Origin of the sequence: Nonomuraea sp. NPDC003709 (assembly GCF_040610775.1) — a bacterium.
GTDB lineage: Bacteria > Actinomycetota > Actinomycetes > Streptosporangiales > Streptosporangiaceae > Nonomuraea > Nonomuraea angiospora_A.
Window position 1 is genome coordinate 211,767 of record NZ_JBEXMW010000020.1, and the last position, 18,620, is coordinate 230,386.

At 69.3% G+C, this 18,620-nt stretch carries 18 protein-coding genes; 13 read left to right on the forward strand and 5 right to left on the reverse strand.

Annotated elements, in window-relative coordinates; all coding sequences use genetic code 11:
* Window positions 1-16: 16 nt before the first annotated feature.
* A complete protein-coding gene (locus ABZX61_RS46145) occupies window positions 17-1,123 on the reverse strand; it encodes a citrate synthase 2 (protein WP_355204461.1) in 1,107 nt (368 codons plus the stop codon).
* Window positions 1,124-1,379: 256 nt separating this feature from the next.
* Between ABZX61_RS46145 and pdxH the strand changes: the two genes are divergently transcribed.
* Entirely contained in the window at window positions 1,380-2,033 is a 654-nt protein-coding gene (gene pdxH, locus ABZX61_RS46150) for a pyridoxamine 5'-phosphate oxidase (protein WP_350733357.1), read from the forward strand.
* Between the two features lie 10 nt (window positions 2,034-2,043).
* Window positions 2,044-3,279: an MFS transporter gene (locus tag ABZX61_RS46155; RefSeq protein ID WP_355204464.1), complete on the forward strand. Its 1,236-nt coding sequence runs from the start codon at window positions 2,044-2,046 to the stop codon at window positions 3,277-3,279.
* A gap of 10 nt (window positions 3,280-3,289) precedes the next feature.
* Here ABZX61_RS46155 and ABZX61_RS46160 read toward each other — a convergent pair whose 3' ends face one another.
* Window positions 3,290-3,907, reverse strand: a complete 618-nt coding sequence (locus ABZX61_RS46160) for a UdgX family uracil-DNA binding protein (RefSeq protein ID WP_355204467.1) — start codon at window positions 3,905-3,907, stop codon at window positions 3,290-3,292.
* 102 nt (window positions 3,908-4,009) lie between these two features.
* On the opposite strand from ABZX61_RS46160, the gene ABZX61_RS46165 reads away from it, so the two are divergent.
* The 5 genes from ABZX61_RS46165 to ABZX61_RS46185 all read left to right on the forward strand — a co-directional run bounded on the left by ABZX61_RS46165 (window position 4,010) and on the right by ABZX61_RS46185 (window position 11,270).
* Window positions 4,010-4,714, forward strand: coding sequence for a metal-dependent transcriptional regulator (locus ABZX61_RS46165; RefSeq protein ID WP_185070520.1), 705 nt, complete (start codon window positions 4,010-4,012; stop codon window positions 4,712-4,714).
* A gap of 123 nt (window positions 4,715-4,837) precedes the next feature.
* Window positions 4,838-7,060 (forward strand): SpoIIE family protein phosphatase, encoded by a 2,223-nt coding sequence (locus ABZX61_RS46170; RefSeq protein WP_355204470.1) that lies wholly within the window; start codon window positions 4,838-4,840, stop codon window positions 7,058-7,060.
* Window positions 7,061-7,076: 16 nt separating this feature from the next.
* The gene (locus tag ABZX61_RS46175; protein WP_350733365.1) at window positions 7,077-7,856 is read left to right on the forward strand and encodes an alpha/beta fold hydrolase; all 780 of its coding nucleotides are present in this window, start codon (window positions 7,077-7,079) and stop codon (window positions 7,854-7,856) included.
* An 89-nt stretch (window positions 7,857-7,945) separates the two neighbouring features.
* Complete coding sequence (locus ABZX61_RS46180) at window positions 7,946-9,832, forward strand: hypothetical protein (RefSeq protein ID WP_355204473.1); 1,887 nt, start codon at window positions 7,946-7,948, stop codon at window positions 9,830-9,832.
* On the forward strand, window positions 9,816-11,270 hold the full coding sequence (locus ABZX61_RS46185; protein WP_355204476.1) for a hypothetical protein: 1,455 nt from the start codon (window positions 9,816-9,818) through the stop codon (window positions 11,268-11,270). Before ABZX61_RS46180 ends, ABZX61_RS46185 begins: the two co-directional genes overlap by 17 nt.
* On the opposite strand, the gene ABZX61_RS46190 is transcribed toward ABZX61_RS46185, so the two are convergent.
* Window positions 11,264-11,614, reverse strand: a complete 351-nt coding sequence (locus ABZX61_RS46190) for a MarR family transcriptional regulator (protein ID WP_355204479.1) — start codon at window positions 11,612-11,614, stop codon at window positions 11,264-11,266. The genes ABZX61_RS46185 and ABZX61_RS46190 overlap by 7 nt on opposite strands.
* Before the next feature lie 20 nt (window positions 11,615-11,634).
* Here ABZX61_RS46190 and ABZX61_RS46195 point away from each other — a divergent pair, with 20 nt between their 5' ends.
* Window positions 11,635-12,063 carry a MarR family winged helix-turn-helix transcriptional regulator gene (locus tag ABZX61_RS46195; protein WP_355204482.1) on the forward strand — a complete coding sequence of 143 codons (429 nt, stop codon included), beginning with the start codon at window positions 11,635-11,637 and terminating at the stop codon, window positions 12,061-12,063.
* Here the strand turns inward: ABZX61_RS46195 and ABZX61_RS46200 are convergent.
* Both ABZX61_RS46200 and ABZX61_RS46205 read right to left on the reverse strand, forming a co-directional pair.
* Window positions 12,060-12,221, reverse strand: a complete 162-nt coding sequence (locus tag ABZX61_RS46200) for a hypothetical protein (protein ID WP_350733373.1) — start codon at window positions 12,219-12,221, stop codon at window positions 12,060-12,062. The two genes, ABZX61_RS46195 and ABZX61_RS46200, sit on opposite strands and share 4 nt — an antisense overlap.
* 57 nt (window positions 12,222-12,278) lie before the next feature.
* Window positions 12,279-13,424: an acyl-CoA dehydrogenase family protein gene (locus ABZX61_RS46205; protein ID WP_350733374.1), complete on the reverse strand. Its 1,146-nt coding sequence runs from the start codon at window positions 13,422-13,424 to the stop codon at window positions 12,279-12,281.
* A 180-nt stretch (window positions 13,425-13,604) separates the two neighbouring features.
* Between ABZX61_RS46205 and ABZX61_RS46210 the strand changes: the two genes are divergently transcribed.
* From ABZX61_RS46210 to ABZX61_RS46230, 5 genes are all read left to right on the forward strand, one after another.
* A complete protein-coding gene (locus tag ABZX61_RS46210) occupies window positions 13,605-14,954 on the forward strand; it encodes a hypothetical protein (protein ID WP_355204486.1) in 1,350 nt (449 codons plus the stop codon).
* Window positions 14,954-15,730: a class F sortase gene (locus ABZX61_RS46215; RefSeq protein WP_350733377.1), complete on the forward strand. Its 777-nt coding sequence runs from the start codon at window positions 14,954-14,956 to the stop codon at window positions 15,728-15,730. The genes ABZX61_RS46210 and ABZX61_RS46215 overlap by 1 nt, the downstream gene beginning before the upstream one ends.
* Before the next feature lie 118 nt (window positions 15,731-15,848).
* Window positions 15,849-17,129: a hypothetical protein gene (locus ABZX61_RS46220; RefSeq protein WP_355204489.1), complete on the forward strand. Its 1,281-nt coding sequence runs from the start codon at window positions 15,849-15,851 to the stop codon at window positions 17,127-17,129.
* Window positions 17,130-17,134: 5 nt separating this feature from the next.
* Window positions 17,135-17,911: a class F sortase gene (locus tag ABZX61_RS46225; protein WP_350733379.1), complete on the forward strand. Its 777-nt coding sequence runs from the start codon at window positions 17,135-17,137 to the stop codon at window positions 17,909-17,911.
* 27 nt (window positions 17,912-17,938) lie between these two features.
* Window positions 17,939-18,598: a hypothetical protein gene (locus ABZX61_RS46230; protein ID WP_355204491.1), complete on the forward strand. Its 660-nt coding sequence runs from the start codon at window positions 17,939-17,941 to the stop codon at window positions 18,596-18,598.
* The last annotated feature ends 22 nt before the right edge of the window (window positions 18,599-18,620 follow it).

Here is an 18,620-nt window from a genome sequence, read left to right on the forward strand (position 1 = left end):
GCCGGGGCCGATCCCGTCAGTTCTTGCCGGTGACCTCGGCGGCGCCGGGGACGTCGCTCAGGGGACGCGAGGCGGGGCCGACGTAGTTGGCGCTCGGGCGCACGAGGCGGCCCGTGAGCTTCTGCTCCAGGACGTGCGCGGCCCAGCCGGCCGTGCGCGCGCAGGTGAACATCGAGGTGAACATGTGGGAGGGCACCTCGGCGAAGTCCAGCACCACGGCCGCCCAGTACTCGACATTGGTGGCCAGCACCCGGTCGGGCTTGCGGGCGTGCAACTCGTCCAGCGCGGCCTGCTCCAGCGCCGCGGCGACCTCGTAGCGGGGGGCGTCGAGCTCCTTGGCGGTGCGGCGGAGCACGCGGGCGCGCGGGTCCTCGGCGCGGTAGACGCGGTGCCCGAAGCCCATGAGCCGGTTGCCCTTGTCGAGCTCGCTCTGGACGTACTTCTTGGCGTCGCCGAGCTGCTCGACGCCCTCGATCATGTGCAGGACGCGGGCCGGGGCGCCGCCGTGCAGCGGGCCCGACATGGCGCCGACGGCGCCGGAGAGCGCTGCCGCCACGTCGGCCCCGGTGGAGGCGATGACGCGGGCGGTGAACGTGGAGGCGTTCATGCCGTGCTCGGCGGCGGAGGTCCAGTAAGCGTCGATGGCCTTGACATGCTTGGGATCAGGCTCACCGCGCCAGCGGATCATGAAACGTTCGACGATGGTCGCGGCCTCGTCGACCCGGCTCTGCGGCACCATCGGCAGGCCGAGGCCGCGCGCGGACTGCGCGACGAAGGAGAGGGCCATGACGGAGGCGCGGGCGAGCTGGTCGCGGGCCTCCTCGTCGGTGATGTCGAGCAGGGGCTTGAAGCCGTAGGCCGGAGCCAGCATGGCCAGGGCGCTCTGCACGTCTACGCGGATGTCACCGGAGTGGACAGGGATGGGGTACGGCTCCGCCGGGGGCAGGCCCGGCTGGAACTTGTTGTCGACCAGCAGGCCCCAAACGGCCCCGAACGGGACGCGGCCGACCAGCTCCTCAATGTCGACGCCCCGGTATCGAAGGGCGCCCCCTTCTTTGTCCGGTTCCGCGATCTCGGTCTCGAAAGCTACGACGCCTTCGAGCCCGGGTTTGAAGTCGGACATACTCGGCCGCCTCCCTTTCCCTTGCCATGTTTGGGCAATGCTGTGCCAATAGTCGGGGCCGCTTCGGGGGGTCGTTGGCATCGTTGCCCTCGTTCTCGCCCCCGAGCTTCTCCGCTCTGTTGATGTCGAGATACCGGCGGGTCAATTTAACCCCTTCCCAGGTCGTGCTCGGTCTCGGGACCCGCCGTAAGGCCAAACCCGCTGGTGAGGGGGGTTGCATGGGATCTACCACGCAAGCGCGCAAGAATACCGTCTCGTGGATGCCACCCCGCGCCCGCCCGTGCTGGCGGGGCTTCGCCGAACGTACGAGGGCCGGCCGCTGCTCGAATCCGACCTCGCGTCCGACCCCATGGAGCAATTCACCTTCTGGCTCCAGGACGCGCTCGAGTCCGGCCTGCCTGAACCCAACGCCATGATCCTGGCCACCGCCTCGTCCGGCGGCCGCCCGAGCGCCAGGACGGTCCTGCTGAAGGGCTACGACGAACGCGGTTTCGTCTTCTACACCAACTACGAGTCGCGCAAGGGCCGCGACCTGGGCGAGAACCCCCGAGCGTCACTGCTGTTCCCCTGGCATCCGATCCGCCGCCAGGTACGCATCGAGGGCACTGTGACGCGGATCTCCCACGAGGAGTCGGCCGAGTACTACAACTCGCGCCCGTACGGCTCGCGCATCGGCGCCTGGGCGTCGCGGCAGTCGGCCGTCGTGCGGTCCAGGGAGGAGCTGGACGAGCGCTACGCGGAGCTGGCCGAACGCTGGCCGGAGAGCCCGCCGGTGCCCGACTTCTGGGGAGGTTTCCGGGTCTACCCGATCGAGATGGAGTTCTGGCAGGGACAACTCGACCGGATGCACGACAGGCTCCGTTATCGGCGGACACGACCCGGTTGGGTCCTGGAAAGACTGGCACCTTAATGTTCATGGAGTGGCGATCGCGGAGCTGGTCAAGCGTCATCTGGTAGACACCCGGCCACTCGGCGCGCCCGAGTACCGGCGGCTCTGGCTCGGCCAGGCCGTCTCGCACGTCGGTGTCGGGGCGACCGTCGTGGCCGTCGGCCAGCAGGTCTGGGAGCTCACCCACTCCTCGTTCTACGTGGGGCTGCTGGGGATGGCCAACCTGATCCCGCTGGTCGTCTTCGGCCTGTGGGGAGGGGCGGTCGCCGACGCCGTGGACCGGCGCAAGCTGCTCATCGTCGGCTCGCTCATCGCGTGGACGGCGACGCTCCTCATCCTCGGGCAGGCGCTGCTCGGCATGAGGAACGTCTACCTGATCTTCGGCGCGGTCGCCCTGAACGCCACCGGCTTCGCGATCACCAGCCCGACCAGGGGCGCGATCATCCCCAGGATCCTGGAGAAGGAGCTGGTGCCCGCCGCGAACGCGCTCAACTCGCTCGTCTTCAGCATCGGCGCGGTCGCGGGTCCGATGATCGGCGCGGTCGTGCTGGCCTCCGGCGGGTTCGCGGCGGCGTACGCGATGGACGCCCTGCTCTTCACCGCGAGCCTCTACGCGGCCCTCAGACTGCCCTCACTGCCCCCATTGGGCGAAGTGCGACGTCCGGGTGCCGGGGCGGTGCTGGAAGGGCTCAGCTTCATCGTCAGGAGCCCGGTGCTGCTGATGTCGTTCGTCGTGGACATCATCGCGATGGTGTTCGCCCTGCCGCGCGCGCTCTTCCCCGAGCTGACCGCCGACAGGTTCGGCGGCTCGATGTACGCGCTCGGCTGGATGAGCTCCGCCATGGCCATCGGCTCGGTGGCCGGGGCGCTGTTCTCCGGCTGGGTGGGGCGGGTCTCGCGGCAGGGGGTCGCGCTCGTCGTCGTGATCGCCGTCTGGGGCCTGGCCGTGGCCGCCGCCGGGCTGGCGAGCGAGCTCTGGCTGGTGGTGGCGTTCATGGCCGTGGGCGGGGTGGCGGACGTGATCTCGTCGGTCTGGCGGCAGTCCATCCTGCAGCTGTACGCGCCCGACGAGATGCGGGGGCGGCTGCAGGGGGCGTTCATGGTGGTCGTGGCGGGCGGGCCGCGCCTGGGCGACCTGCGGGCCGGTGCGACGGCGACGGAGCTGGGGGTCAGCGGGGCCTGGGTGGGCGGCGGCATCGCCTGTGCCGTCACGGTGCTGCTCGTCGGCCTGTCCGCGCCCGCATTCCGCAATTACCGGGCTCGATAAAGGTCAGAGGTCAGACGACCTGGGCGGCCACCTTCAGGTCGGCCAGGAAGCCCTCGTACGCCTGGTCCCTGTCGGGCGCGCGCAGCACGGCGGACGGGTGCACGGTGGCCACGGCCAGCGCGTCGCCGAGCGGCACCGGCTCGCCCCGGTGGTGCGTCACGCGGAACTCCCGCCCCAGCAGAGCCCTGGCCGCCGTCGCCCCGAGCACCACGATCACCTCCGGCCGCACGAGGGCCAGCTCCGCGTCGAGCCACGGATGGCAGGCGTCGATCTCGCCGGCCGTCGGCCTCTGGTGGATCCGCCGCTTTCCGCGAAGGGTGAAGGAGAAATGCTTGACGGCGTTCGTGACGTAAACGTCCTCGCGCTCGATTCCGGCCTCTTCCAGTCCCTTGTCCAGAATGCGCCCGGCCGGGCCCACGAACGGGTGTCCCTGCCGGTCCTCCTGATCTCCTGGCTCCTCGCCCACGAGCATGAACCGGGCCCGCTGCGGACCCTCGCCGAAAACGGTCTGGGTGGCGTTCAGGTAGAGCCCGCAGCCCTGGCAGCACGCGGCCGCGCGCCGCAGCGAGTCGAGATCGAGCTGGTCGGGAAGGAACTCGGCCGCTCCTTTGTTTCCGTCCTTAACCATCGTCGGTCGTTCTCCCAATAGGGTTCGTGTGACTTCTGTGCCCGCTGCGGACGGGCCCAGTCCCCGCCACGACCGGCGTAATATTTGATTGGGAGGACTGCCTTGACCGCACACGGCCTGATCGACACGACCGAGATGTACCTCCGCACGATTTACGAGCTCGAAGAGGAGGGCATCGTCCCCCTTCGCGCCCGCATCGCGGAGCGTCTTCAGCAGAGCGGCCCCACCGTGAGCCAGACCGTCGCCCGCATGGAGCGTGACGGCCTCGTCCGCGTCGAGGGCGACCGCCACCTGTCCATGACCGATCTGGGCCGCACGCTGGCCACGCGGGTCATGCGCAAGCACCGGCTGGCCGAGTGCCTGCTCACCCAGGTGATCGGCCTTCCCTGGGAAGAGGTGCACATCGAGGCGTGCCGCTGGGAGCACGTCATGTCGGAGTCGGTCGAGGCCCGCCTGGTGACCCTGCTCGACAACCCCACCGTCTGCCCGCACGGAAACCCCATCCCCGGGCTCGCGGAGCTGGGCGCCAAGGAGCCCCCCGAGGGCGGCGCCGGGGTGCTGACATCGATGTCAGACCTGGCGGGGCCGAGGGACACGCCGGTCGTCGTGCGTCGAATTAGCGAACAAGTGCAAAGCGATCCTGCTGTGATGCTTAAACTCAAGCAAGTTGGGATACAACCCGGACGCGAGGTGACGCTCGCGGCGAGCGACGACGGTGTGCGGGTGACAGGTGACGGTGACGCGAACGACACTCCCGCGGAGCTTCCGCGCGATGTCGCCGCGCACGTTTTTGTCTCCAAGCGCTGACGCGCGCGCAGCGGCTTGGTTGAATCCCTCCTGGGAGGCCCTCCACTCTCCCCTGGCCAAGACTGTTGCAGGAGCGCCCGTGGTCCACTTTGCGTGCATGCCACCCCAAGGAGTGGTCTCCGGATGAATCGATGGGGGGATCTGTCACAGGAAACGGCTGATCACCTGGGTGCCGGATCTGTGCTCGATCACGCTGAGATGGCGGTGATCGTCACCGACCGTTTCAGCAATCTCCTCTATTGGAACCCCTTCGCCGAGAAGCTCTTCGGCCGTCAGGGCAAGTCGCCTTCACGTGACGCGTCCGTCCTGTCCCTCGGGATCATGGAGAAGGACCACCCGCTGGCGGTCGAGCTGGCCAAGCACGTGCTCAAGGGCGGCGTGTGGGAGGGCACGTTCGACGTCAGGCGCGGCGACGGGACCATCGTCTACGTACGCGCCCAGGCCGTGCCGCTGCGCCACGCCTCGGGCTCGGTGACGGGCATCGTCATCATGGCCCGCGAGGCGCTGCGCAGCAACGAGCGCGAGAAGGACCGCTTCGGCCTGCTGGAGCGCATCGGCGAACGGCTGGCCGGCTCGCTCTACGTCGAGGAGACGCTCAAGCGGGTCGCCGAGATGCTGGTGCCCCAGTTCGCCGACCACTGCTTCATCGAGCTGATGGAGGGCGACCGGCTCGTCCGCCGGGTCTCCCAGCACGTCCAGGGATGGGAGCCGCCGTCGGGCACCTGGAAGCCGCTGGGCGCGGAGATCCGCTACCCCTCCGGCCACTACGCCGACACGGCGCTGCGCCGCCAGGAGACGATCCTGGTCGAGAGCTTCGCCACCAGCAGCTACCCGGCCACCAGCGAGGGCAGCGCCCGCCTGTGCGGCGAGATCGGCATGACCTCCGCCATCGTCGCCCCCCTGCTGGTGCGCGGCGAGACGCTCGGGCTGATGTATCTGGGCCTGTCCAACCTCACCGACCGGCGCAGTCCCCACTACGACGCCTTCGACCGCGACTTCGTCGGCGCCATCGCCACCCGGGTCGCGCTCGCCATCGACAACGCGCTGCTGTTCGAGGAGGAGCGCCACACGGCGGAGTCGTTCCAGAAATACCTGCTGCCCCGGGCGCTGCCGCAGCTCGACGGCCTGCAGATCGCGGTGCGCTACTACCCGGCGGCCCCGCTCGCCTCCCACGGCCAGGGCATCCAGACCCAGGTCGGCGGCGACTGGTACGACGTGATCCCGCTGTCGGCGGGCCGGGTCGGCATCGTGATCGGCGACGTCGAGGGCCGGGGCGCCAAGGCGGCGGCCATCATGGGCCAGCTCAGGGCCGCGCTGCGGGCCTTCGCTCAGGACGACAAGTCGCCGGCCGACATCCTGGCCAGGCTCGACGAGTGGACCCGCATCATCGCCACGCCCGAGCACGACGACAACGGCGCCGAGGTCAGCATCCCGCCCATCGTGACCTGCCAGTATCTGGTCTACGACGCCTGGTCGCGCCAGCTGTCCTTCGCCAACGCGGGCCACGCGCCGCCGCTGCTGCTGGTCGACGGCCAGTGCGTGGAGCTCGACATCGAGGAGGTCGGCCAGCCGCTCGGCGTCCACGCCAAGGGCCTGCACGCCGACCTGGTCTACAAGGAGGAGACGCGCACGCTGCCGCCGGGCGCGGCGCTGCTGCTCTACACCGACGGCCTGGTCGACCGCCGCCCGGGCCGCGACGGCCAGGTGCCGAGCGAGCAAGAGACGCTCGGCGTGCTGTGCGAGAAGCTCGCCAAGATGTCCGGCGCCGAGGTCGAGCGCATCGCCGACACCGCCACGGTGGCCGTGCCCGGCGAGATCGACGACGACATGGCGATCCTGGTCGTCCGCTCCAGCGACGTCGACCTCGACGTCGAGGAGCGCACGTTCCCCGCCCAGCCGATCATGGTGGGCGAGGCGCGCCGCATGGCGTCGGAGGCGTTCTCGAGCTGGAACGTGCCCGAGGAACGGGCCGAGCTGGCCTGCCTGCTCGTCTCCGAGGTCGTGACCAACGTCGTGCTGCACGCCGCCACCGCCACCGTGCCCCGCAGGGAACTGGTCGTGGAGGGGCCGCCGCTGCCGTTCGACGAGTCCTGGGACGTGCCGGGCTTCGAGGACGAAGTGGTCGGCGACAAGGAGTTCACGCTGAGGCTGCGCAGGGGCGAGGAGTCGGTCTGGGTCGAGGTCTTCGACCAGGACCTGCGCCTGCCGCGCATCCGCAGCGCGGGGGAGAACGACGAGGGCGGGCGCGGCCTCTACCTCGTCGACCAGCTGGCCAGGCGCTGGGGATCACGTCCTACCAGGGAAGGCAAAGCCGTCTGGTTCGAGATTCCCACTCGCGGGAGATGAGTGATTAGCTGACCGTATGGAGCTGGCCTTCGAACGACGGGGCACCGGCGCGCCGCTGATCCTCATCCACGGGATCGGCCATCACTGGCAGGCGTGGTTGCCGGTGCTGGACCGCCTGGCGGCCGCGCGTACGGTGATCGCGCTCGACCTGCCCGGCTTCGGCAGATCCCCGGGCCTGCCCGAGGGCGTCACCTACACCGCGGAGTCGCTGGCCGACGCGGTCGAGTCGTTCTGCGCGGTGCTCGGCGTGCGCGAGCCGCACGTGGCGGGCAACTCGCTCGGCGGCTACATCGCGCTGGAGCTGGCCTCGCGCGGCGTCGTACGCACGGCCACCGCGCTGTCGCCGGCCGGCTTCTGGTCCCGGCCCGAGCTGCTCTACTGCCAGTCCGCGCTGCGCGCCCTGCGCGCCTCGGCCCGGTCGATCCCCGCAAGGCATACCGCCAAGGTGGCCGAGAACCCGCTGCTGCGGGCCGTCTCGACCGGGATCCTGGTCGCCCACCCCTCCAGGCTCTCCGCCACCGCGCACGTCGCGGCCATGCAGGCGCTGGCCTGGGCGAGCGGCTTCGACGAGACGCTGGAGTCGTTCGCCGGCCTGATGCCGCCCGCCCCGCCGAAGTCGCCCATCACGATCGCGTGGGGCGAGCACGACCGGCTCCTGCTGCGCCGCCAGGCCGTGCGCGCGGCCCGCTGGTCGGGGCAGCGGGTCAAGCTGTTGAAAGGGTGCGGTCACGTGCCCATGAGCGACGACCCCGACCTCGTCGCCCGCGTCATTCTGGAATCCAGCGCCATTTCGTAATTTCTCTGACCTCCGCCAAAGGGATGGGATAGGTTTCCCGGTATCGAGCGCTCAAGAGGGAGCGGCGGTCGATTTCCCGGTATGGCCATATGGCGGAATTCATGGCGGACGACTCCTGGTACCCGTTGTTGCGAGGGTGCCTCCAGAAAACTCATCCTTCCGGGCAGCACGAGCTGCCCGTCATTTTTCTGCTCGGACTGGCGGGCACCGGGAAGAGCGCGACCCTCACGCAGATCTCGCACAGCGTGCGGAAACCGCCCTCTCCGGCGGTCAACCTGGCGCTCCACCCGGCGCACGGCAGCACCGTCGCCGACGTGATCCAGCGGATCGCCTATGACCTGGCGGCGCTCGACAAGGTGCGGCTGCCCCGTACGGTTTTCACGCTGGTGGTGCTCGGTCTCGATCCGAAATTGTCGCGTTCGCAACTCGAAGATCAGCTGCAGCTGCGTCTTCAGCGCAAGGCGCGCATTGATCCCGATGACGCGGCGCAGTGGCGAGATATCGCCTCCTTATTGCCGAACATTGGCATTTGGCTGAAATTTCTGGTTTATGTCGCGGAGTTGCTGGAGCGCCATCTGGACGCCGCCGATCGGGTTCACCGCGTGGCAAAGGCGTGGCTCTCGGAACGGCTCGGCGGTGACGTCCTGAATCTCGTACAGGAGCAGAAGATCGGTGGGGAGCGGGCGGAGGGCGCGCGGGGGATCCTCGTCGAGGCGTTCCTCGAGGACCTCGCCCAGGCGTGGGCGAAGCCGCGCCACGCGCGCAACTGCCTCCTGCTGCTGGACGACGCCGACAGCCCGGCGGGCTGTGCCTTCCTGCAGGCGCTGGTCGCCGCCAGGGACAGGCGCTCCAAAGCCGGCGCGAGCGCGGACCCCCTGGTGGTCGTGGCCGCGTCCAGGACCTGGCCGAAGGGAATGACGGGCTGGGCGTGCCCGGGAACGCCGGAGGCCCGCCGGCCGCCGCGGCTCGCCGCGGCCACGTACGAGGACTGGGTGGAGCGGCGCGGCGACGGGGAACAGCGCTGGTGGTATCCCGTGCTCATGCCCGGCCTGCCGGCCGGCGGGACCGCGGCGGTTCACGAGCGCGCGGTCCACGAGCTGACCGGGGGTTACCCGTACGCCGCCCGCGAACTGGGCGATCTGCTCGAGAAGGCCGAGGACGACGACGAGTTCCGCGCCGTCCTGCACGAAAAGGTCGCCCTGCGCCGGCTGATGCCCGACCACCTGCCCCGGCGTGACCTGCTGATGGCCTGGTCGGCGGCCAGGAACGTGGACGACGCCGAGAACGCGCTGCTCGACGGGGCGAGCACCGCCTCGCACCTCCGCCGCGAGCTGGCCGAGCGGCTGTGGCTCACCACGCAGAGCGCCGCGGAGAGCCGAGGAGGCGGCTGGGAGCGCTCCTCCTCCGGCGGTGAGGAGATCACCGTCCTCCATCCCTGGCTCAGAAGGCTGCTGCTGCACCACCTCGCCGCGGAGCCGGAGCGCTGGGACCAGGTCCACGAGACGATGGAGAGGTTCTACCGCAAGCAGGAGGTGGCCGACGACGCCTCGGCCGCCTATCACACGCTGGCCCGGGTGACGGACGGGGACGATCCCCGGCTGGAGATCGTCGTGGCGTTCCTGAACGAGAGGTTCGGGCAGCTCGACGTGATCGGCCGCCGCGGCAGTCGCCTGCCGGAGTGGGTTCAGCTCTACGAGCAGGTGACCGCGGCCCCCAACCGCCTGCCCCTGGACCGGCCCTTGGCGGCGTTGTACGACTCACTGGCGGTGAGCTCGGCCGACACGGAACGGCGAGACCGGACTTCCATGATCAGGAAGCTGGTGGTGGCCCGGTGGTTCTGGCTCGATCCCGTCCTCGATCCCCCGGGCCGGCGCGCGACGGAGATCGCGCACGAGTTCAGGCAGCTGGCGAGCCTCACGACGACCGGCGGGTCGATCCTCAACCGAGAGGCCGAGAGGTATGAGCGACATCCCTGACAGCCTCCGGATCGGGCCCGCCCCCGCCTACGTCAAGCGTCGCCGCCGGCAGTGGACCGTGCGCGTCGTCCTCGTCGCCGTGCTCGTCGCGACGGGCCTCACCTTCGCCTTCCGCGCGCCGTCCAGGCTCACCGACGCGAGCGACGCCTTCGACCCGAGCCTGACCGGCATCATGGAGCGCATCCACGCGGAGAACGACGACGTGATCTCGAAGCATCCGGGTGAGTACGCCACCATCCTGGTGCTGCTCCCGATGTCGGGCGATGTGACCGAGACGGGGATGGGCCTCGACACCATCCGGCATGCCCTCCAGGGGTCACATCTGGCGCAACTGTGGCGGAACAGGGAGCAGTCCGCGGCGCCGTACATCAGGCTGCTCGTCGGCAACATCAGCTCGGACGCCTGGGAGGACACGGTCACGGACCTGGAGGGCCGCGTCCAGAGCGAACGCATCCTCGCCGTCACCGGGCTCGGGAACAGCGTCGAAGCCACCAAGCGCGTGATCGACCGGCTCAGCAAGGACAAGATCGCGATGGTGGCGGCCGTGATCACCTCGGACGAGCTGCAGCGTCACGAGGCACTGGTACGGATGGCGCCGCTGAACAGCGACGAGGCGGCGGCTCTCGTGCGCTTCGCCGGGCAGGCCGTTCCCGCGCTAAAGCCGGTCATCGTCATGGACACCAAATCCGGCGACAGCTACAGCCGGACGCTGGGCGAGGCCTACGACAAGACCCTCGCCCGCGTCGTCGACGCCAAGAGGCGCGGCCGGGCGCTGACGTTCGACTCGACGGTCAACGCCTCCAGCACGGTCATCGGGAACATCGCGGACACGATCTGCGGTTCCGACGCCAACGCCGTCTTCTACGCCGGTCGCGCCCGAGGCCTGCCCGCGCTGTTACGCGGTCTCAGCCTGTCGCGCCCCTGCGTGCAGCGCGACATCAGCGTCTTCGCCGGGGACGACACCAGCGAGCAGGCCCACCTCGTCAAGAGCCCCATCTGGGAGGACAACGGCGGCAAGATCCGGCTGTACTACACCGCCCTGGCCCATTCCGCGAACGTCACCGACCACGGCAGCCGCGTGCTGCCCGCGATCAAGGCGAGGTTCGGGAACGGCGACGAGAAGGGATATGTGCGGCTGTTCCCCACGGAATCGCTCGACGACGGCCACGCGATCATGAACCACGACGCCGTGTACGTCGCGATCAAGGCCATCGACAGGTACGCGAAGGACGATCTGGCGAAGCTCGGGCCGCAGGAGGTGGCGGCCATGCTGCGCAGCGGCACCATCGACGTTCAGGGCGCCAGCGGCGACATCACGATCGACCGCGACGGCAATCCGCTCAGGAGGGAGATCCCCGTCCTGCGGCTCACCCCCTACGGCGCCACCGTCTTCGCCGCGTGGTCGTCCCCCGAGCCGGCGGGGGCCTCGCGTCAGTGATCGAGGTTGGCCGACATGCGGCGGAGCACGTCGACGGTGGCCGCGTACTCCTGCGAGCTCACGCCTTCGACCACCTGTTGCCGGAATCGGTCGACCTTCTCGGAGATCTCGCCGTGCGCGGCCCTCCCGGCCTCGGTGAGCTCGCCGTCCGCCAGCCAGCCCCTGGCGGTGAGCCGCTCCACGGCCTCGTCCACGCCGGTGAACGGCATGGTGTACGTGCTTTCGTGGGCCGCTCGGTTGAGCACCTGCCACTCCCGGCGGGTGGTGGGCTGGAGCGCCTGCTCCATGGCGCCTTCCAGCAGGTTGTCGAGATGCTTCAGCCAGTGGCCGATGGGTTTGTCCATAGATGTAGGATAGCAACAATATGTATGAAGACAAGTATATTGCCGCGGTCGAGCGGGCGATGGTCGCGATCAGGCGGCGGCAGAGCCGGCGAGTGCTGGCGCGGCAGCAAGGCGTCGTGGGGCCGGAGTACGAGGTGCTCGACGTGATCGAGGGCGCCGACGGGTCCGTCACCGTGTCCACGGTCGCGCAGGCGCTCAGCGTCGATCAGCCGAGGGCCAGCCGGCTGGTGGCGGCGGCCGTGGCGGCGGGCCTCGTCAGGCGGGAGGCCGATCAGGCCGACGGGCGCAAGGCGTGGCTGGTGCTGACCGAGGCCGGGCAGGCGGCGCTGGAGCAGGCCCACCGGGCCAGGCAGGCGGCGTTCGCGGCGGCCATGGAGGAGTGGCCGGAGGAGGACCGGGCGGAGTTCGCCCGGCTGCTCACCCGCTTCGTCGAGGGGCTGTCCGGTTAGACCTTGGTCTGGCCCCACAGGAGGAGCATGACGATGACGAACACGATCATCACGCCGCCATAGGCCACCGGCCCCAGGCGGATCGCCCGGCGCACACGGTTGAGGCCCCAGGCGAACAGCAACGCCAGGAAAGCCAGGAGGATCAGGCCGCCGTCCATGCTGTCCAGTATGGGGCGCGGACCGCCTTCCCGCGCGGTCCTGCGCAGTCTGTGCGGTCAGAATCCGAAGGACCGGCCGATGATCTCCTTCATGATCTCGGTGGTGCCGCCGTAGATCGTCTGCACCCGGCTGTCGATCCACGCCTTGGCGACCGGGTACTCCATCATGTAGCCGTACCCGCCGTGGAGCTGGAGGCAGCGGTCGATGACCTTGTTCTGCAGCTCGGTGGTCCACCACTTGGCCTTGGCCGCGTCCACCGCGTCGAGCTGCCCGGCGTTGAGCGCCAGGATGCACTTGTCCACGTAGTGGCGGGCGATCTCGGTCTCGGTGGCCAGCTCCGCCAGCACGAACCGGGTGTTCTGGAACGAGCCGATGCTCCGCCCGAAGGCCTGCCGGGTCTTGCAGTACTCGATGGTCTCCTCCAGCACGGCCTCCGCCGCGGCCACCGCCGCCACGGCGATCGACAGGCGCTCCTGCGGAAGGTTGTTCATGAGCTGGAAGAAGCCCTCGCCGTCGCGCGGGCCCAGGCGGTTGGCGACGGGCACGCGTACGTTCTCGAAGAACAGCTCGGCCGTGTCCTGGGCCTTCATCCCGATCTTCTCGAGATTGCGCCCCCGCTCGAACCCCTCCATGCCGCGCTCGACCACGATCAGCGTGGTCCCCCTGGCGCCCGCGTCGGGGTCGGTCTTCGCCACGACGACGACCAGGTCGGCGTTGATCCCGTTCGTGATGAACGTCTTCTGCCCGTTGACCAGGTAGTGGTCACCCTCGCGGAGGGCCGTGGTCCTGATCCCCTGCAGGTCGCTGCCGGCCCCCGGCTCGCTCATCGCGATCGCGCTGATCAGCTCGCCGCTCGCGAAGCCAGGCAGCCACCGCTGCTTCTGCTCGTCGTTCGTCAGATCCACGAGGTACGGCGCCATGACGTCGTTGTGCAACGAGAACCCGAGCCCGGAGGCGCCGTTCCGGAGGATCTCCTCGACGATCACGGCGTTGTAGCGGAAGTCCGTGACCCCGGCCCCGCCGTACTCCTCGGGCACCGAGAACCCGAACATCCCGAGCTCCCCGGCCTTCTTCCAGACCTCGCGCGGGACGATGCCGTCCTTCTCCCACTGGGCGTGGTGCGGCACGACCTCGCGGGCCATGAACTCGCGCACGGTCTCGCGGAAGAGCAGGTGCTCCTCGTCGAAGAGGTCTCGCCGCATTATGGTCCTCCCGAACAGGGTTCTGTTACTGGCAGGTATACCCGCTTTCCCGGTACGGCGGATAGCTGTGGACACGGCTTCATCACAAGTGCTGGACGTTGCCGCGATCGGCATGTGTTGGGGGTGTTTTCGACTCTAAGATCTACCCTCGGTCTATTTGTGGCGTGATCGGAGTCTCCCGTGAGTCGGTGGCGCAAGGCATTGATTGCCGCATCGGTGAGCGTGGCCGCGTCGGCGGCGTTCGTCGCAGCATCCTCGGTCCCGGGCCAGGCCGCGGCCTCGCTGGTGGCCAACTACAGGTGTACGGGTGGCATCGCGGGCGCGGGCGTGGACATCGAGGCCCGTATGACTCCCCAGGTTGAGGCGGGCACCATGAACGTCCGCTGGGACATGTCGTACAGGAGCCTGCAGAAGTTCGGGTCGCCCGGATTCTTCCCCAAGGGATCCTCCCTGGACCTCGAGGGCGTTGTGGACATCAGCGGCGCCTGGATCGGTCAGCTCCGGCCCCGGGGCGGCAAGGAGCAGGGCGAGCTGCTGCCGGGTAATTACCTGGAGCTTCCCGAGGGGTTATCGGACAGTGCGTCTCTCACGCGTACCGGAACCATCCGCTTCAAGCCCACCACGCTGACGGTCAGGTTCACGCCCGCCGAGGGCGAGGTGATGGTCAACAACAACAGGAAAGTCACCTATACCGGCGCCTGGAGCCACGAGTACACCGCGCCGGAATACTCCGACTTCCTCAACGACGTGCAGAAGACCAGCGCACAAGATGCCACGGCCAAGCTGGAGTTCATCGGCACGAAGGTGGCCTACATTGGCCGGCGGGCGCCGGGCCTCGGGCCGATCCGAGTGATCCTTGACGGGCAGACCGTCACCGATCCCCTGGTGGAACCGGGTCTGGACCGTAGCGGGAACGCCATGACGGGCACCGAGACTCAGGAGGTCCTTTGGGAGTCCCCGCAGCTTGACTATGGGAAACACACCATCGAGATCGTCAACACCGAGGCCAAGGACGCCTACGTGGACGCCTTCCAGGTGATCACCGGCGACATCCCCGAACCGCCGGCTCATAACCAGGCCACCTGCACGCTTCAGGGCAACCCCGGTGCCATCGACATCACCGTCTCCGGCCCCAGCGGCTCGCAGTCGCCGTCCAACAGCCCCAGTAACAGTCCCAGCAACAGCCCCAGCAACAGTCCGTCGACTAACCCCACCAACCCGACGCCCACCGGGACCCACACCACCCCGAACAACAGGACCACCGACATCGGCCTCGGGCGCGTGATCGTGATCCCCAGCGCCACCGGCACCAGTTCGGCCACGGCTACGCCCAAGGCCACCGGGCCGACCGCGACCAAGTACTACCGGGCGCAGGTCGCCAACACCCCCAAGGGCGGCGTGGACAGCGGTGAGGCGCCGGATCGCGAGGACAGACCGTACGGGCTGATGGCCGCGCTGGTGATCGGCGGCGCGGGCGGCGGATTGCTGCTGCGCCGGCGCAGGGCCGCGCACGCGGGAGGAGCGCTCTGATGACCGAGCAGACACCGATGCAGCGGGCACTGCCCGGATTGCTGATCGCCGGCTCGCTGGGCGGCGTCGGCCTGGTCATGGTGAGCATGCTCTCGCTGTGGCCCACCACCCCCGACGACGCCTCGGGCTCGCTGGCGGCGGCGCAGGACACGCCGACGCAGGTGGAGGTGGCGAACGCGGGCGCGTTCGTGCTCCCGCCCACCGTGGGCCCCGGCGGCAAGGGCGTCCCCCTGACCCCGGCCCGCCTGGACGCGCCGCCTCCGCTCCCGGCGGTCCCGGTCGTGTCCCCGATCCCCTCGACCAAGGCCAAGTCCACCCGGTCCAGGCCGACCCGCATCAAGATCCCCAAGATCAAGGTGAACGCGCCCATCGGGGCCGTCACCGTGGACAGCAAGGGCAAGCTCGGCACCCCGCCCCTGACCAAGCCCAACCAGACGGGCTGGTACAAGGGCTCCCCGCTGCCCGGCGAGCTCGGCCCCTCGGTCATCAACGGCCACGTGAGCACCCGCAAGGGCCCCGCCGTCTTCGACCGCCTCCGGGAGCTGGCCAAGGGCGACCAGATCTACGTGTACCGGTCGGACGGCAAGGTCACGCGGTTCACGGTGAGCGGGATCGAGCAGGCGAGCAAGTCGTCGTTCCCGACGTCGCGGGTGTACGGGAACACGACCAACGCTCAGTTGCGGCTCGTCACGTGCGGTGGGGTCTTCAACAAGACGGCGCACAGTTACACGGACAACATCGTCGTATACGCGACGTTGTCCAAGAAGAAGGGCTAGGGTTTTGGCGGTTTACGGGAACTTGACAGGGACAGTTCGTAGGATCTCAACCTAACCGTGACCAACGGCTGGAATTCTGGCACGACTGTTGAAACTTGCGTTGAACGGAGATGGACCCGTGCTTATGTCCCAGGCGTGGCGCCGCCTCGCCCATAAGACGTCCGCGCTGGGATTGACGGGTACGCTCGCGATCTTCGTCGGCTCCATCTTCGTGGTCTCCACCCCGACGGCCGCGTTAGCTGCGACCAAGCAGTTCGCCTACACCTGCAGCGGCGGGCCGTTCAGCAACACCTCGCTCAGCGTCGGACTCACCGCGCCCGACACGGCGACGGCGGGCCAGAGCTTCGACCTGACCGTGAACGTCCCCGCGCTGACGCTCACGACGGCCCCCACGACGAGCACCACCGTGCAGGCCACCCTGACGCTGTCGCCGACCGGCGGCACCGTCTCTGACTCTGGCGCGAAGACGGGCGCGACAGTCACCTCCGGCCAGACGACGGTGCCGGCGGGCAACGTGACGTACAAGGTCGCGGTCACCGCCGGAGCCACAGGCAAGGTCAGCTTGAAGCCCAGCGAGCTGAAGCTGGCCCTCACCAGCGCATCGACCACGCAGACGACGTGCACGACGACGTCGACCGAGGTCCTGGACGTGACGATCGGGACCGGTGGCGGTAGCGGTGGCGATGAGGTCGTCGCCTATGACTGCGACCTCGCCAGCGGCGGCGGCGACGCCGACTATCCGGCCGACGTCGACATGAAGGTCGTCATGACGCCGCCCACCAGCGCCACCGCCAACGCCGACGCCTCGATCACCTGGACCGGCACCATCCAGACCGGCAGTGACACGCTGAAGGCGCCCACCGGCTTCCCCACCACCAGCCCCAAGATGTTCGTCACCGTCAAGGCGAGCGGCGCTGGAACCCCCGCCACCGCCACCGGGGAAGCGACGCTCGGCACCGTCACCATCGGCCAAGCCATCACGCTCCCCACCAGCGTCACCGTCAAGGTCAAGCCCACCACCACGGGCACCGTGACGCTGACCGCCGGCGACCTGGCCTTCGGCACCTCGGCGTCCTCGCCCGTGATCAAGTGCCTGGCCCCCACAACCGGCCTCAAGACGTACACCTTCACGGTGGGCTCCTCCACCGGCACCCCGACCACCTCCCCCACCCCGACGAAGACCACCTCCACCCCCAAGCCCACCAAGACCAGCACCGCGACGGTGACGGTCACCCCCTCCAGCAAGAAGTCGAAGACCCCCAAGGCCGGGGCCGACACCGGTGGTGGTGGTGAGGCGGGGCCCGACGGGCGGATGTTCATCCTGACCGGCACCGCGCTGGTGGGTGCCGCGGCCGTCGGCGGGCTCGTCATGCGGCGCCGTAACGCCACCAGGGGCTGACGGGCATGTCGGGGCACTATCCGTACGGCGGCGGCGATGGCGGGCACGTGCCGCCGCCCGCGGACAGGGGGAGCGCGGCCCTCAGGACCGTGCTCATCGGGGCGGCCATCGCCGGTGTCGTCACCGTCGTGGCCGGGCTGCTGATCGTGCTCAATTCCCCCCAGGAGTACGGGCTCGCGAGCAGCAGCAACCGGGAGACCCTGAAGCTGCAGGCGCAGCCGGACGGGAAGGCCACCGGGCAGCCCGAGCAGGCGCTCTTCCAGGCGGCACCCGACGTGCCGCCGCCGCTGCCGCAGATCAACCCCGCGCCCCCGATGATGCCGTCCACGCCCAAGCGGATCGTGATCAAGAGGCTCGGGATCAACGCGCCGATCATGTCCGTCGGGCTGAAGAAGGACGGGACGATCGAGGTGCCTCCGTCCGAGAACCCCAACCTGGCCGGGTGGTACCGGAGCATGTCCACCCCGGGTGAGGCGGGGCCGGCCGTGATCCTCGGGCACAAGGACACCAGGACGCGCAGCGCCGTGTTCAGCAGGCTGCCCGAGCTCAAGAACGGCGACACCATCGAGATCCAGCGCCAGGACAGGACGACCGCGGTGTTCACCGTCGGCGGCATCGAGCAGGCGAGCAAGAAGACGTTCCCGACCCAGCGCGTCTACGGGCCCCAGGAGAACGCTCAGCTTCACCTGATCACCTGCGGTGGGAACTACGATCGCACGATCGGCCACTACGACGACAACGTCATCGTCTACGCGACGATGACGAGCTCTTATCGAAGCTGACAAGCGCGGAGGCGGGCTATGGGCTGGATGGCCAAGCGGAGACTGCGTACCGGCCCGACGGCGGCCCTGCCCGCCAAGCCGGATCCGGCCGAGCTGCTGCGCATCGTGCGGCTCGCCGACCCCGACGCGAAGAAGGACGGCGACGACATCGTGGCCACCGACGTGCGGGTGTACGCGCCCGTGGAGGCCGAGCCGGAGCTGACCGGTGGCGAGCTGGAGAAGGTGTGGGCGGTCAGGGTGGCCGCCGAGGGGCCGCTGCCGCTGAACTTCTTCGACCGCTATCTCGCCGAAGGCCTGGCCTTCCGGCTCAAGGGGCTCGCGGTGTGCAGGGGCGAGGTGACCGACCCCGCCGACGAGGAGGAGAGCGGGCCCGCCGTCATCCTTCCGGCGCGGCCGACCGCCGAGGAGCTGGCGCCGCTGCTGGAGCCGGACGAGGAGGACGAGTTCGCGTTCACGGCCGGTGACATCCGGGCCGTGCTCGTCCCGGAGAAGGGGCAGCCGCCGGCCGTTCAGGAGCTTCTGCCCTTCGCCGTCGAGCTGACCGCGATCGAGTTGCGCGGCGACGAGCCCGCCAAACTCGGCGCGCTCGCTCTGGAGCTGGCCGAGGCGCTGAACGGGCTGGTCGTGGACCGCTGGCGGTTCCGGGTCGACGCGGCGGAGGACCTGGTCCCGCCCACGCGTGAGTAGAACGTCGTTCTGTTGTAGTCTG

Bases quoted from the DNA above. Each gene is read 5' to 3' on its own strand.
- ABZX61_RS46145 (WP_355204461.1), bottom strand. From the start codon at position 1,123: ATGTCCGACTTCAAACCCGGGCTCGAAGGCGTCGTAGCTTTCGAGACC.
- ABZX61_RS46160 (WP_355204467.1), bottom strand. From the start codon at position 3,907: ATGGTTAAGGACGGAAACAAAGGAGCGGCCGAGTTCCTTCCCGACCAG.
- ABZX61_RS46170 (WP_355204470.1), top strand. From the start codon at position 4,838: ATGAATCGATGGGGGGATCTGTCACAGGAAACGGCTGATCACCTGGGT.
- ABZX61_RS46175 (WP_350733365.1), top strand. From the start codon at position 7,077: ATGGAGCTGGCCTTCGAACGACGGGGCACCGGCGCGCCGCTGATCCTC.
- ABZX61_RS46180 (WP_355204473.1), top strand. From the start codon at position 7,946: ATGGCGGAATTCATGGCGGACGACTCCTGGTACCCGTTGTTGCGAGGG.
- ABZX61_RS46185 (WP_355204476.1), top strand. From the start codon at position 9,816: ATGAGCGACATCCCTGACAGCCTCCGGATCGGGCCCGCCCCCGCCTAC.
- ABZX61_RS46190 (WP_355204479.1), bottom strand. From the start codon at position 11,614: ATGGACAAACCCATCGGCCACTGGCTGAAGCATCTCGACAACCTGCTG.
- ABZX61_RS46195 (WP_355204482.1), top strand. From the start codon at position 11,635: ATGTATGAAGACAAGTATATTGCCGCGGTCGAGCGGGCGATGGTCGCG.
- ABZX61_RS46200 (WP_350733373.1), bottom strand. From the start codon at position 12,221: ATGGACGGCGGCCTGATCCTCCTGGCTTTCCTGGCGTTGCTGTTCGCC.
- ABZX61_RS46205 (WP_350733374.1), bottom strand. From the start codon at position 13,424: ATGCGGCGAGACCTCTTCGACGAGGAGCACCTGCTCTTCCGCGAGACC.
- ABZX61_RS46215 (WP_350733377.1), top strand. From the start codon at position 14,954: ATGACCGAGCAGACACCGATGCAGCGGGCACTGCCCGGATTGCTGATC.
- ABZX61_RS46225 (WP_350733379.1), top strand. From the start codon at position 17,135: ATGTCGGGGCACTATCCGTACGGCGGCGGCGATGGCGGGCACGTGCCG.
- ABZX61_RS46230 (WP_355204491.1), top strand. From the start codon at position 17,939: ATGGCCAAGCGGAGACTGCGTACCGGCCCGACGGCGGCCCTGCCCGCC.